10 protein-coding genes are annotated in these 13,747 nt (G+C 73.1%); 5 read left to right on the top strand and 5 right to left on the bottom strand.

Going from position 1 to position 13,747, the window contains the following annotated elements; genetic code table 11:
• Positions 1-148: 148 nt before the first annotated feature.
• From ABZ693_RS26050 to ABZ693_RS26060, 3 genes are all read right to left on the bottom strand, one after another.
• Positions 149-1,600, bottom strand: coding sequence for an alpha/beta hydrolase family protein (locus ABZ693_RS26050; protein WP_359881791.1), 1,452 nt, complete (start codon positions 1,598-1,600; stop codon positions 149-151).
• Positions 1,601-1,687: 87 nt separating this feature from the next.
• Positions 1,688-2,035: a hypothetical protein gene (locus ABZ693_RS26055; protein WP_359881904.1), complete on the bottom strand. Its 348-nt coding sequence runs from the start codon at positions 2,033-2,035 to the stop codon at positions 1,688-1,690.
• Positions 2,036-2,379: 344 nt separating this feature from the next.
• Entirely contained in the window at positions 2,380-6,267 is a 3,888-nt protein-coding gene (locus ABZ693_RS26060; RefSeq protein WP_359881794.1) for an ABC transporter ATP-binding protein, read from the bottom strand.
• A 262-nt stretch (positions 6,268-6,529) separates the two neighbouring features.
• On the opposite strand from ABZ693_RS26060, the gene ABZ693_RS26065 reads away from it, so the two are divergent.
• Complete coding sequence (locus ABZ693_RS26065) at positions 6,530-6,904, top strand: hypothetical protein (protein ID WP_359881796.1); 375 nt, start codon at positions 6,530-6,532, stop codon at positions 6,902-6,904.
• Positions 6,905-7,101: 197 nt separating this feature from the next.
• On the opposite strand, the gene speB is transcribed toward ABZ693_RS26065, so the two are convergent.
• Entirely contained in the window at positions 7,102-8,082 is a 981-nt protein-coding gene (speB, locus tag ABZ693_RS26070; protein ID WP_359881799.1) for an agmatinase, read from the bottom strand.
• A gap of 126 nt (positions 8,083-8,208) precedes the next feature.
• Here speB and ABZ693_RS26075 point away from each other — a divergent pair, with 126 nt between their 5' ends.
• From ABZ693_RS26075 to ABZ693_RS26090, 4 genes are all read left to right on the top strand, one after another.
• Complete coding sequence (locus ABZ693_RS26075) at positions 8,209-9,705, top strand: PucR family transcriptional regulator (protein ID WP_359881802.1); 1,497 nt, start codon at positions 8,209-8,211, stop codon at positions 9,703-9,705.
• Between the two features lie 159 nt (positions 9,706-9,864).
• Positions 9,865-11,022, top strand: coding sequence for an acyl-CoA dehydrogenase family protein (locus ABZ693_RS26080; protein ID WP_359881805.1), 1,158 nt, complete (start codon positions 9,865-9,867; stop codon positions 11,020-11,022).
• A gap of 9 nt (positions 11,023-11,031) precedes the next feature.
• On the top strand, positions 11,032-11,919 hold the full coding sequence (locus ABZ693_RS26085) for an acyl-CoA thioesterase (RefSeq protein WP_359881807.1): 888 nt from the start codon (positions 11,032-11,034) through the stop codon (positions 11,917-11,919).
• A gap of 24 nt (positions 11,920-11,943) precedes the next feature.
• Positions 11,944-12,888: a cation diffusion facilitator family transporter gene (locus ABZ693_RS26090; RefSeq protein ID WP_359881810.1), complete on the top strand. Its 945-nt coding sequence runs from the start codon at positions 11,944-11,946 to the stop codon at positions 12,886-12,888.
• Here ABZ693_RS26090 and ABZ693_RS26095 read toward each other — a convergent pair.
• On the bottom strand, positions 12,878-13,660 hold the full coding sequence (locus tag ABZ693_RS26095; protein ID WP_359881813.1) for a phosphatase: 783 nt from the start codon (positions 13,658-13,660) through the stop codon (positions 12,878-12,880). The genes ABZ693_RS26090 and ABZ693_RS26095 overlap by 11 nt on opposite strands.
• Positions 13,661-13,747: the final 87 nt, after the last annotated feature.

Raw genomic sequence — 13,747 nt, forward strand, 5'->3', positions numbered from 1 at the left:
GTCTTCAACCCCGGCGTCAACGCGTCCACAGGCATCAGCCGGGCCGAAACCAGCCTGCGGGACGTCAACGGCGACGGCCTGGCCGACCACGTCAGGCCCTCCGTCCGCCGGGGACGGAGGGCCGGCTCGTCTCCTTCACACCACGGGACTACGGACGGAGCCCGTGCTCGCGCGTGGCGTCCTCGTCGACCGGCCGGTCGAGGCGGGCGTCGTAGCGGGCCAGCGGCTTGGCGGCGTCGACGGCGGGCGCGTCGACCCCGGCCCAGGCGAGCACCCGGGCGGTCGCGTTGGCCTTCTCGTCGGCCACGAGGCCGTCGATGTTGGCCCCGTGGTTCATGCCCGGCGCGACGTACACGTAGCTGTCACGCGCGCTCTTGCCCGGGCGGAACTTCTCCGAGCCCCACGGGTCGTTGCCGCCGTAGACGAAGAGCATCTGGTGGGCGTTCTTGCGCACCCAGTCGTCGACGTCCCGCATGACCTGGGGCTTGAACTTCATGGGGATCTCCTTCGGCACGAAGGAGCTCGCGGGCTGGTAGCCGTAGCGGCTCAGCCCGGCCAGGTGCGGCTGCTTGATGCTGGGAGAGCCCAGCTCGGTGGCCGCCTGGTAGTAGTACGGGGTGTAGTACTCCAGGTCCTGGTCGGTGTACGCGGACCAGCCCGAGTAGGCGTCGATCGTGTTGTACACGTCGTCGTCGCTCGCGGTGGCGGCGACCGGGATCTGGTCGCAGACGTCCTGGCCGTAGTACTGCCAGAAGCCCCACACGAAGTCGAGGACGACGGCCTCGTACGCCTTGTCGAGCGAGCCGAGCGTGTTGAAGGTGGCGCCCTGCTCCTTCGCCCAGGCCGCGTACTTCTTCTCCAGCGGCTTACGGCGCAGCAGCGCCTCGCGCTGCATGTTGTTCAGCCGGTCGCGGCAGTCCTTCGTGCCGACGGTCTCGAAGAACCGGTCGTACGCCGAATCCTCCTTATCTACCACGTCGTTGGGCGCCACGTACGCGACGACGCCGTCCATGTCCTTCGGGTAGAAGCGCTCGTAGTAGGTGGCCGTCATGCCGCCCTTGGAGGCGCCGGTGGACAGCCACTTCTTCCCGTAGACCGACTTCAGCGCGGTGAAGATGCGGTGCTGGTCGCTGGCGGCCTGCCAGATGTCCAGCTTCGACCAGTCGGCCGGCTCGGGGCGGGACGGCGAGAAGAACCGGTACTCCATGGAGATCTGGTTGCCGTCGATGATGCGGGTGGGCTCGGTGCGGCTCGGCGTGGTGCTCAGCCCGTAGCCGCTGGTACGGAAGACGGTGGGGCGGTCGGTGTCCTTGTGGAGGACCGAGATCCGCTGCTGGAAGGTGCCCGCCCACGGGCGCTTGTGGTCGATCGGCTGCTCGTAGTTGAGGACGAAGTAGCGGTACCCCGCGTACGGCTTCTCCTCGATCAGGCTCATCCCCGGAATCGCCAGGAGGCGGTCCTTGATGTCCGTGCCGACGGCGGCCGCACTCTGCTCCGTGCCCGCGGCCTCCGCGTCGGCGGCGGTCGCGACCGTGGCCGTCGGGCCGACGGTGCCTATGACCACCGACAACGACACGAGCCATCTCAGCGACTTGCGCATTCACCCTCCCCTGGGTTCACAACGGTGTCGTGAACCTAGCGGGCGCGGTGTCCGAACCGCCAGACCTGATCATCACTTACCTGTGCTTCAGCAGAGGATCCAGCCCGTGGCGGTGGACCGGCCGTCGAGGGAGGCGGTGGCGCGCACGCAGCGGTGGAGGGCGTGCACGGTGACCGGTCCGGCCTGCCGGGTGAAGCGGCCCGCGTCGACGACGGCCCGCCCGCCGCGCGGCTGCAGGGACACCGACATGGGGCGCGCGGCGCCGGCGCGCTTGGCCACGGCGAGGACGCAGGCGTACGAGCGGGTGCGGTAGAGCCGCAGCGAGCCGGTGGCGAAGCCGATGGTGCGGGTGGGGCGGCCCTGACAGACGGAGGCGGCGTCGGCGGCCCCGGCGCCCGGGCCGGCGAGGACGAGGGACCCAGCGGCGAGCAGCAGAGCGAGCGGATACGCGGCGAGCCGCCGCCCGTTCCGCCGTACGACCCCGGTCCCGGCCCCTGTCTCGGTCTCGGACGCGGGTCCGGACGCGGTCGTGGACGCGGGTCCGGACGCGGTCGTGGACGCGGCCCCGGTCTCGGCCCTGGACTTGGCACCTGCCCCGGCACCTGCGCGCACGTGCCTGCCCCTCTCCCTTGTGACCCTGCGACCCTGCGACCCCGTGACCCGGTGAGTCCCCTGCGCATCCCCTGTGTGGCTCGTACACCCATACGACGCCGAAGGGCGGCGTTCGGTTGCCCTCGCTCCGAACGCCGCCCCGGCCGGTCCCTTGCTCTCCGCGGGCCTCAGCGGGCCTCGGTCGCCATGACCTCGTCCTTCTCGTGCCCGTCACCGTGCCCGTCCTCGCCGATGAAGGTGCGCCACAGCGTCGCGTACCGGCCGTCCAAGGCCAGGAGTTCGTCGTGCGTGCCGTCCTCGGCGACCCGGCCGTGGTCCATGACGACCACCCGGTCGGCGCGGGCGGCCGTGGTGAGCCGGTGGGCGACGATGAGGGTGGTGCGGGGTCCGGTGCCGGGCGTCTCGCCGTCGGCCGTGCGGCGTCCGGCGAGCCGGTCGGTCGCGGCGTTGACCTGCGCCTCGGTGGCCAGGTCGAGCGCGGCCGTCGCCTCGTCGAGGAGCAGCACGTCGGGGTCGACCAGTTCGGCGCGGGCCAGGGCGATCAGCTGGCGCTGGCCCGCGGACAGGTTCCGGCCGCGCTCGGCGACCTCGTGGAGGTAGCCGCCGTCGAGCCCGGCGATCATGTCGTGGGCGCCGACCGCGCGGGCCGCGGCCTCCACCTCGGCGTCGCTCGCGTCGGGACGTCCGTACGCGATGGCGTCGCGGACCGTCCCGGGGAACAGGTACGACTCCTGCGGCACCACGCCGAGCCGGTGGCGGTACTGGGTCATGTCGAGCTCGCGCAGGTCGGTGCCGTCGGCGGTGACCCGGCCGGAGGTCGGGTCGTAGAACCGGGCGACCAGCTTGACCAGCGTCGACTTGCCGGCGCCGGTCTCGCCGACGAAGGCGACGGTCTGCCCGGCCGGTATCCGCAGGTCGATCCCGGTGAGCGCCGACTCGTCCTTCGTGCCGCCGGCGTCGCCCCCGTACGAGAAGGACACGTCCTCGAAGGCGAGGTCGCCGCGCAGCGCCCGCACCTCGCGGGGCCGGTCCGCGGCCGCGGTGGAGGTGGGCTCCTGGAGGAGTTCCTGGATCCGCTTGAGGGAGACGGCGGCCTGCTGGTAGCCGTCGAAGACCTGCGAGAGCTGCTGCACGGGCGCGAAGAACAGGTCGATGTAGAGCAGGTAGGCGACCAGCGCGCCGGTGGTGAGGGTGCCCGCCTCGATGCGGTGCGCGCCGACGATGAGGACGGCGGCGGTGGCCACGGAGGACAGCAGGGTGACGAACGGGAAGTAGACCGAGATCAGCCACTGGCCGCGGATCCGGGCCGCCCGGTACTCGACGCTGCGCGCCGTGAACCGCTCGGCGCCCCTGCGCTCGCGCCGGAACGCCTGCACGATCCGCAGGCCCGACACCGACTCCTGGAGGTCGGCGTTGACGGAGCTGATCCGCTCACGGGCCAGCTCGTACGCCTTCACGCTGGCGCGGCGGAAGAAGTACGTGGCGACGGCGAGGACCGGCAGGGTCACGAAGACGACGAGGGCGAGCTGGAGGTCGAGCACGAGCAGCGCGACCATGATGCCGAAGAAGGTGATGACGGAGACGAAGGCCGTGACCAGACCGGTCTGGAGGAAGGTCGACAGGGCGTCGACGTCCGTGGTCATCCGGGTCATGATCCGGCCGGTGAGCTCGCGCTCGTAGTAGTCCAGGCCGAGCCGCTGGAGCTGGGCGAAGATCTTCAGCCGCAGGGTGTAGAGGATCCGCTCGCCGGTGCGGCCGGTCACCCGGGTCTCGGTGGTCTGCACGACCCACTGGACGAGCACGGTGAGCAGCGCGAGCAGCGAGGCGGTCCAGACGGCGCCGATCATCATCTTGTCGACGCCCTGGTCGATGCCGTGCCGGATCAGGATCGGCAGGAGCAGGGACGCGCCGGCGTCGACGGCGACCAGGCCGAGGCTGAGGAGCAGCGGCCGGCCGTAGCCGCGCAGCAGGCGGCGCAGTCCGTACGACTCCTCGGGGGCGACGGCCCGGGCCTCGTCGACGTCCGGGGTGTCGGTGGCGGGCGGCAGGGCGGCGACGGCGGCGAGGAGTTCCGGGGTGGCGCCGGGGGTCTTCGCCTCGGCGTCGGCGGCCTCGTCGCGGACCCACAGGGTGGGGGTGATGCCGCGTTCGGCGTCGAACTCGGCGTCCAGTTCGGCGCGCAGCGCGCGGTCCTCCGGCGTACCGGCGCCCGCCTCGTCGCCGTCGTCCGCTGCGGTGGGCGGGAGGGTGTGGCCGGGCGAGACGCCGCCGAGCTCGTCGGGGTCGGTGAGCAGCCGGCGGTAGAGCGCGGAGCGCTCCTCCAGCTCCTCGTGGGTGCCGATATCGGCGAGCCGGCCGCCGTCGAGGACGGCGATGCGGTCGGCGAGGCCGAGGGTGGAGCGGCGGTGGGCGATGAGCAGGGTCGTACGGCCCTCCATCACCGACTTCAGGGCCTCGTGGATCTCGTGCTCCACGCGCGCGTCCACGGCGGACGTGGCGTCGTCGAGGACGAGCAGCCGCGGGTCGGTGAGGATGGCGCGGGCGAGCGCGACGCGCTGCCGCTGGCCGCCGGAGAGGGTGAGCCCGTGCTCGCCGACCGTGGTGTCGTACCCGTCGGGCAGTTCGGCGATGAAACGGTCCGCCTGGGCGGCGCGGGCGGCGGCCTCGATCTGCTCCCGGGTGGCGTCGGGGACGCCGTACGCGATGTTGGCGCCGACCGTGTCGGAGAACAGGAAGCTGTCCTCCGGGACCATGCCGACGGCGGCGCGCAGCGAGTCGAGGGTGAGGTCGCGGACGTCGTGCCCGCCGACCCGGACGGTGCCGCGCGTCACGTCGTAGAAGCGCGGCAGGAGGAGGGAGACGGTGGACTTGCCGGAGCCGGAGGCGCCGACGACGGCGACGGTCTCGCCGGGGCGTATCTCCAGCGAGAAGCGGTCCAGGACGGGGACGCCCTTGCCCTCCTGGCCCTCCTTCTCGTACGCGAAGGACACGTCGTCGAACTCGACGGTCGCGGGCGCGTCCGCCGGCAGCTCCGTGGTGCCGTCGGTCATGGTCGGCTCGGTGTCGATCAGCTCCAGGACCCGCTCGACGCCGGCCCGGGCCTGCTGGCCGACGGTGAGGACCATGGCTAGCATGCGGACCGGGCCGACGAGGGACGCCAGATAGGAGGAGAAGGCGACGAAGGTGCCGAGGGTGATCTGGCCGCGGTACGCGAGCCAGCCGCCGAGCGCGAGGACGCCGACCTGGCCGAGGGCGGGCACGGCCTGGAGGGCGGGGGTGTAGCGGGAGTTCAGCCGTATCGTGCGCAGCCGGCCCGCGAACAGCTTCCGGCCGGCCTCGCGGATCTTGCCGGTCTCCTGCTCCTCCTGCCCGAAGCCCTTCACCACGCGGACGCCGGTCACGGCGCCGTCGACGACGGTCGCGACCGACGCCGCCTGCGCCTGCGCGTACCAGGTCGCGGGGTGCAGCCGGGAGCGGCTGCGGCGGGCGATCCACCACAGGGCGGGCGCCACGGCGAGGGCGATGAGGGTGAGCGGGAGGGACAGCGCGGCCATCACGCCGAGCGAGATGAGGAAGAGCAGGATGTTCCCGATGGTCATCGGGAGCATGAACAGCAGGCCCTGGATCAGCTGGAGGTCGCTGGTGGCGCGCCCGATGACCTGCCCGGTGGACAGCTCGTCCTGGCGGCGCCCGTCGAGCCGCGTGATCGTCGCGTACATCTCGGTCCGCAGGTCGTGCTGGACGTCGAGGGCGAGACGGCCACCGTAGTAGCGGCGGATGTAGGTGAGGACGTAGACGACGACGGCGGAGACGACGAGGAGGCCGGTCCACAGGGCGAGGGAGCCGGTCTTGGCGCCGATCACGTCGTCGATGATCACCTTGGTGACGAGCGGGACGAGCGCGAGCACGGCCATACCGGCCAGCGACGACCCGAGCGCGAGCACCACGTCGGTCTTGTACCGCCAGGCGTACCCCCACAGCCTGCGCGCCCAGCCCTGTTGCCGGGGACGGTCCCCCGCCCGCTCCTGTGTCCGTTCCTGCCCCACGACGGCCACGCGGCGCCTCCCATCCTTGCTGGTCTACCGCAAGGCCAACACGTCCCGGTCTGCTTTTCATCCCATCGCAACAATTCACGGTGGAAGACCGGTCGAAGGTCCTAGGCCGGTGGCGGGTGCACGCTGTCTCTGTCACCGCCGCCCCAGTCTCCTGCCACGGCCGGAGAGACCCGATCGGGGCGGGGAGGGCTGCCCGGCCGTGGGTAGGACCCCGGTGCGGTCGCCGGCCGGCGGTCGTACGGCGGGACGGGAGAGGGAGCCGATGGCGCGGATCGAGGACGGGAAGGCGTACGGGTACGGAAAGCTGCACGCGGCGTTCCGGATGATGGAGGCGCTGGCCGTGGGGAAGGGCGAGCTCGCGGAGCCCTCACCACGCAAGGCGACCATCAACCAGCCGCGACGCGAGGTGGTCGCACTTCTGCGCGACACGAGCGAGTACATCCTTCTCGCCCGGGAGAAGGGCGGCGACCGCGCCAAGGCCGCCGCGCAGCTGTACGCCGAGATCGCCGAGCTGATCGCCCCGGAGCCCATGTACGCCAAGAATCCGACCGCCGACGAGAAGGCCGCGTTCGAGCAGGGGTACGAGGATCAGATGGCCCGCTATCGCGACCGCTGGGGCGGCCTCGCCTCCGTGTGATCCGCACGGTGAGGCTCAGCGGGGCCGGGGCTCCTTCCTCAGCGACGAGAAGCGCGCCCATCGGGCTTCTCTGGGAAGCCGGGGCTGGGGCGGGGGCAAGGTTTGGTCAGCGATCGGGGAGACGGGCCTGTCATATGCATGGCCGGGACGCCGCCGCCCTCCCCTGCGGGGCGGCGGCTCCCGAAATCCGGCGCCCGTCAGGCGCGGGCGTCGCGGGCGGCCGCGATCTGGCGGGACATGATCGTGGTCAGTTCGTACGCGGTGTGCGAGGCGGCCACGGCCGTGATCTCGGCGTGGTCGTACGCCGGGGCGACCTCCACCACGTCCGCGGAGACCAGGTTGCAGGAGGACAGGCCGCGCAGGATCTCCAGGAGCTCGCGCGAGGTCATGCCGCCCGCCTCCGGGGTGCCGGTGCCGGGGGCGTGGGCCGGGTCGAGGCAGTCGATGTCGATGGAGATGTAGAGCGGGCGGTCGCCGATGCGCTGCCGCAGCTGGTCGGCGACCTCGTCGGCGCCGCGCCGGTAGACGTCGGCGGAGGTGACGATGCCGAAGCCCATCTTCTCGTCGTCCGTGAGGTCCTGCTTGCCGTACAGCGGGCCACGGGTGCCGACGTGCGAGAGCGCCGAGGTGTCGAGGATGCCCTCCTCGACGGCCCGCCGGAACGGGGTGCCGTGCGTGTACTCGGCGCCGAAGTAGGTGTCCCAGGTGTCGAGGTGCGCGTCGAAGTGGAGCAGGGCGACCGGGCCGTGCTTCTTGGCGACGGAGCGCAGCAGCGGCAGGGCGATGGTGTGGTCGCCGCCCAGGGTCATCATGCGGGCGCCGGTGCCGAGCAGGTCGTCGGCGGCGGCCTCGATGGTCTCCACGGCCTCGTGGATGTCGAACGGGTTCGCCGCGATGTCGCCGGCGTCGGCGACCTGCGCGAGGGCGAACGGGGAGGCGTCCTGCGCCGGGTTGTACGGGCGGAGCAGGCGGGACGCCTCGCGGATCGCGTTGCCGCCAAAGCGGGCGCCGGGGCGGTAGGAGACGCCGGTGTCGAAGGGGACGCCGACCACGGCGACGTCGGCGCGGCCGACCTCGTCGAGCCGCGGCAGCCGGGCGAACGTCGCGGGACCGGCGTACCGCGGGACGCGGGACGAGTCGATCGGGCCGCGCGGGGCGTTCTGGTCGCTGCTGCTCATATCCGGTCCTCCTGAGGCCTGGGCACGTCGCGGGATGGCATGACAGTAAGGCGCCGGAGAGCGGCACAGAAGTGTACGTTTCCTCCATTCCCCCACTCTCGGATGTACGAAGGATCCACCTCCGCCATGCGCACCGCTCCGGACGTCCCACCGCTCCCACCGGTCCCGCCGGTCCCACCGCTCCCGCCCACCCCGCCGGTCCCGCTGTCGGCGCTGCTCGGCCGCGCGGAACTGGGGCTGCGGCTGCTCGCGGGGCCGCCGGACGCGGCGGACGCGCCGCTGCACTGGGTGCACGCCTCCGAGATGGCCGACCCGTACCCGTATCTGCTGGGCGGCGAGCTGCTGCTGACGGCCGGCGTGCTGTTCCCCACCGACCCTGAGCACTACGTGGCGCGGGTGCGGGAGGCCGGGGCGGCGGCGCTCGGGTTCGGGGTGACGCCGGTGTACGACACGGTGCCGGCGGAGCTCGTCGAGGCGTGCGGGCGGCTCGGGCTGCCGCTGATCGAGGTGCCGCCGCGGACGCCGTTCACCGCGGTGGCGCGGGCGCTGTGGCGACTGATGGCCGAGGCGCGGCTGCGCGAGCTGCGGCGGGTGAGCGAGGCCCAGCGGTCCCTGGCGGCGGCGGCCGCCCGGCCGGCCCCGGTGCCGGCGGTGCTCGGCGCGCTGGCGGCGCGGCTCGGCGGGCGGGCGGTGCTGTTCGGGGCGGACGGTACGGAGTCGGCGGCGGCCGGCCGCGCGGTCCCGCCGGGGGCGGCGCGGGCGCTCGCGGAGCTGGCGGGCGTGGTGGGGACCCGGCCGGGCGCACCCGCGTCGGCGAGCGACGACACGGGTGGCGAAGACGCCGGGGCCGGGCTGCGGCTCGCCGCGTACGCGCTGGGCGGCGGCGAGGGGCTGACCCTCGGGGTGGCGACGGAGGGCGGGGCGCCGGGGGACCGGACCCTCGCGGGCCTCGCCGTCGTCCTGCTCTCCCTGCTGACCGCCCCGCACCGGGCCGCCGACGCCGCCGCCCGGGACACGGCCCTGGTCCGTCTCCTCCTCGGCGCCACCCCGGCCGACGCGGCCCGCGCCCTCGGCCCGGGCCCCTGGAACGTCGTCCACGCGCGCGGGGGCGACGGCACCCCGTTCGCGGCGGCGACCCTGGCGGCGGCGCTCGGCACCCCGCTGGCCGACCCGGCCGGCCCCGACGCCGTACGCCTCCTGCTCCCCGCCTCCTCGCCGGTCACCGTCCAGCCCGGCTGGACCCTCGGCGTCAGCGCCCCCGCCGAGGCGGACGGCCTGGCCGCCGCCGACGCGCAGGCGGCCCGGGCGCTGCGGCGCGCGCTGGCCCGGCGGGCGCCGCTGGACCGGCACCGCGCGGGCGGGCTCGCCGCGCTCGTGGACCGGGACGAGGCGGCGGCGTACGCGCGCGACCTCCTCGCCCCGCTCTCCCCCGCCCTCACCGAGACCCTGCGCGTCTGGCTCTCCCTGCACGGCAACTGGGACCGGACGGCGACGGCCCTGGGCATCCACCGCAACACGGTCCGCCAGCGCGTCACCCGTATCGCCGCCCTGCTCGACGGGCGCGACCTGGACGACCCGGATGTCCGGATGGAGCTGTGGTTCGCCCTGGGCACGGACGCCTGACGGGGTCCGCCGCCCCGGGTACCCCCAACGGGGCCGGAGTGCTCGGTATCACTCTGGACAGGTTCGACAACCCATCGGTAACTTGGGGTGAGCAAGCGCTTAGGCACGTTGTGCTGCCTGGCGCCCGGTGACCAGGACAGGACCACAAGGAGGCGGCTCGTGCGCCGTACCGTATTCAACGAGGACCACGAGGCGTTCCGGGAGACCCTGCGCGCCTTCATCGAGGCCGAGGTCGTCCCCGTCTACGACGAGTGGTTCGCCGCCGGCCAGGCGCCCCGCGACTTCTACTACAAGCTCGGTGAGCTGGGCCTCTTCGGCATCAACGTGCCCGAGGAGTTCGGCGGCGCGGGCATGGACACGCACAAGTTCGAGGCCGTCCTCTACGAGGAGACCTCGCGCGCGGGCGTCCAGTTCGGCGGCTCCGGCGTGCACGTGCTGCTCGCCCTCCCGTACCTCAAGATGCTCGCCACCGACGAGCAGAAGAAGCGTTTCCTTCCGAAGTTCGTCACCGGCGAGGAGATGTGGGCCCTCGCGATGACCGAGCCGGGCACCGGCTCCGACGTCGCGGGCATGAAGACCACCGCCAAGCTCTCCGAGGACGGCACCCACTACGTCCTCAACGGCTCCAAGACCTTCATCACCGGCGGCGTGCACGCCGACCGCGTGATCGTCTGCGCCCGTACCTCGGCCCCGTCCGCCGACGACCGCCGCTTCGGCATCTCGCTCTTCGCCGTCGACACCAAGGCCGAGGGCTACTCGATCGGCCGCAAGCTCGACAAGCTGGGCCTGCGCACCTCCGACACCGCCGAGCTGGCGTTCGTCGACGTCAAGGTCCCGGTCGAGGACCTGCTGGGCGAGGAGGGCAAGGGCTTCTACTACCTCGGCCACAACCTGGCCTCCGAGCGCTGGGGCATCGCCTTCGGCGCGTACGCGCAGGCCAAGGCCGCCGTCCGGTTCGCGCAGCAGTACGTGACCGACCGCACCGTCTTCGGCAAGGCCGTCGCGACCTTCCAGAACACCAAGTTCGAGCTGGCCGCCTGCCAGGCCGAGGTCGACGCCGCCGAGGCCGTCGCCGACCGCGCCCTGGAGGCCCTGGACGCGGGCGAGCTGACCCCGGCCGAGGCCGCGAGCGCCAAGCTGTTCTGCACCGAGGTCGCGCACCGCGTCATCGACCGCTGCCTCCAGCTGCACGGCGGCTACGGCTACATGAACGAGTACCCGATCGCGCGCCTGTACGCGGACAACCGCGTCAACCGCATCTACGGCGGCACCAGCGAGATCATGAAGTCGATCATCGCCAAGTCGATGGGCCTGTAGGCAGTCCACGTGCCCCACACGCATCAGGCACCCGGCACCCCGGACGCCTTGGACGACCTGCTCGATCTGCTCGACCTGGAGCGGATCGAGCGGGACATCTTCCGCGGCGAGTCCCGGTCCGCGCTCGTCCCCCGCGTCTTCGGCGGCCAGGTGGCCGCCCAGGCGCTGGTGGCGGCGGGCCGGACCGTGCCCGCGGACCGGCTCGCGCACTCCCTGCACGCGTACTTCCTGCGTCCCGGGGACGCCAGCGCGCCGATCGTCTACAACGTCGACCGGATCCGCGACGGCCGCTCCTTCACCACCCGCCGGGTGGTCGCGGTCCAGCACGGCCAGCCGATCTTCCATCTCTCCGCGTCGTTCCAGACGTACGAGGAAGGGCTGGACCACCAGGCGGACATGCCGGCCGCGCCCGACCCGGAGTCGCTGCCGACGGCCGCCGAGATGCTGCCCCGGCACCTGCCGCGGGAGGTCGCCGACCGGCTGGTCGAGGCCCGCGCGGCGGTGGACCTGCGCTACGCCGACGTCCCCCCGTGGGGGTCGGTCGGTCAGCCGCGCGAGCCGCGGTCGCAGGTGTGGTTCCGTACTCACGGCAAGCTCGCCGACGACCCCCTGCTGCACGTCGTCCTCGCCACCTACGTGTCCGACATGACGCTGCTCGACTCGGTGCTGCTCGCGCACGGCCGGGGCGGCTGGGCCGTCGGGGACGTCGTCGGGGCGTCGCTGGACCACGCCATGTGGTTCCACCGGCCGTTCCGGGCGGACGAGTGGCTGCTGTACGACCAGGAGTCGCCGACCGCCGCCGGCGGCCGCGGCCTCGGGCAGGCCCGGATCTACACCCAGGACGGGCGGCTCGCGATCTCCGTCATCCAGGAGGGTGTCGTTCGCGTCCCGCGCTGACGACCGCCCGTACCGTCCGCTGTCATGACGGACGGTACGCACAGTCCTGAGAGCGGCGGCGAGAGCACCTTCACGGTCCTCGTGGCCGCGGCGGCGAATCTGGGGATCGCCGCCGCCAAGGCCGTCGCGGGCATCACCGGCGGATCGAGCGCCATGCTCTCGGAGGCGGCCCACTCGGTCGCCGACACCGTCACCGAGGGCATGCTGCTCGCCGCGCTGCGCCGCAGTGACAAACCGGCCGACGAGGACCATCCGGTCGGCTACGCGGGCGAGCGCTACGTCTGGGCGCTGCTCGCCGCCGTCGCCACCTTCGTCGGCGGCGCGGTGTTCTCCCTCTACGACGGGATCCACACCCTCACCCACGGCGAGGAACCGGGCGATCCGCTCGTCTCGTACCTCGTGCTCGCCGTCGCCTTCGCCCTGGAGGGCTACTCGCTGCGCACCGGCGTCCGCCACGTCCGCGCCGAGGCGGGCCGCACGGGCACGCCCTTCGCCCGCTATCTGCGCTTCATGCCGGACACCACCGTCAAGGCCGTCGTCATGGAGGACTCGGCCGCCCTCGTCGGCCTGCTGCTCGCGGCCGGCGGCCTGCTCGGCGGGCAGCTCACCGGTTCCGGCGTGTGGGACGGGACCGCCTCGATCCTCATCGGCCTGCTGCTCGTGTACGTGGCGTGGGTCCTCGGCCGCTCCAACGCCCGCCTGCTGGTCGGCCGCCCGCTGCCGCGCGCGCTGCGCGCGGCGGTACGCGAGGAACTGCTGTCCGTCCCCCACGTGGTCGCGGTCCTGGACCTGACGACGCTGATCCAGGGGCCGCGGGAGTTCATGGTCGCGGCGAAGATCGACTTCCGGGACCTGGCGTCGGCGGCCGAGGTCGAGTGGGCCTGCGAACAGTCGGAGGCCCGGCTGCGCGCCCGGATCCCGGAGATCCGCCGGGTCTACCTGGACCCGACCCCGGGCGTCAGCGCATGAGCCCGGCCGCGTCCAGCAGGTAGGCCGTCATCGGCTCGTACGAACGCGGGTCGAGGACGTGGTCGTCGAGCGGCACCGTGACCTGCATGGTCCCCTCGGCCTCGGCCAGGAACAGCGCCGGGTCGTTGCAGTCCGCGTAACCGACCGCGTCCACCCCCCGCTGCGCCGCGCGCCCCGCCCAGCCGTGGTCGGCGACCACCAGATCGGGCACGGGCTCGCCCAGCGACTCCAGGCCGTCGAGGATCGCGTTCATCGGCTCCGGCGAATGGGTGTGCCACAGGCTGGCGCCCCGCTCGAAGACGGCGACGTCGGCGAACTGCACCACGTACCCCTCGTCGGCGGTCAGCCCGCCCGGGATCCGCACGATCTCGCACCCCCGCGCCCGCAACGCGCCCGCGACCCGGCTGTGCGCGTCGAGCAGCGCCCCGGGATGCCCGGTCGCGAACAGCACCCGCTCCCGCCCGGCGGCGGCCTTCGCGAGCCGCGCCGCCATCCGGTCGAGCGCGGCGACGGTCAGCTCGGGATCGATGGTGTCCCGCCCGGCCCGGTGCGCCGGATCGTCGACGACCCCGCACCGCTCGGCCATCACCGCGAGCACGTCCTGCTCGTCACTCCACCGGCCCTCGAACTCCAGGCCGAACCAGTAGTGCCGGTCGCCGTTGGCGAGCGCGCGGTAGTGGCCGAGGTTGTTGTCACGGGGCGTGGCGACATCGCCGGCGATACGGGTGCGGACAAGGTGCTCGACGAGGGCGGCGCGGCTGAGTATCGGCATGCCCCCCATTCTGCCGCGCCTCCACCCCAACCCCCTACGGGTACGCCCCTGGTGAGCCCCGCTTCCGCCACTCGAACAGCCCAACGT

Origin of the sequence: Streptomyces laurentii (assembly GCF_040635425.1) — a bacterium.
In the GTDB taxonomy this organism is placed as follows: domain Bacteria; phylum Actinomycetota; class Actinomycetes; order Streptomycetales; family Streptomycetaceae; genus Streptomyces; species Streptomyces laurentii.

What these genes read in the sequence shown, in the direction of transcription:
- ABZ693_RS26075 (WP_359881802.1), top strand. Translation starts at nt 8,209, where the DNA reads ATGCGCACCGCTCCGGACGTCCCACCGCTCCCACCGGTCCCGCCGGTC.
- ABZ693_RS26095 (WP_359881813.1), bottom strand. Translation starts at nt 13,660, where the DNA reads ATGCCGATACTCAGCCGCGCCGCCCTCGTCGAGCACCTTGTCCGCACC.
- speB (WP_359881799.1), bottom strand. Translation starts at nt 8,082, where the DNA reads ATGAGCAGCAGCGACCAGAACGCCCCGCGCGGCCCGATCGACTCGTCC.
- ABZ693_RS26050 (WP_359881791.1), bottom strand. Translation starts at nt 1,600, where the DNA reads ATGCGCAAGTCGCTGAGATGGCTCGTGTCGTTGTCGGTGGTCATAGGC.
- ABZ693_RS26065 (WP_359881796.1), top strand. Translation starts at nt 6,530, where the DNA reads ATGGCGCGGATCGAGGACGGGAAGGCGTACGGGTACGGAAAGCTGCAC.
- ABZ693_RS26090 (WP_359881810.1), top strand. Translation starts at nt 11,944, where the DNA reads ATGACGGACGGTACGCACAGTCCTGAGAGCGGCGGCGAGAGCACCTTC.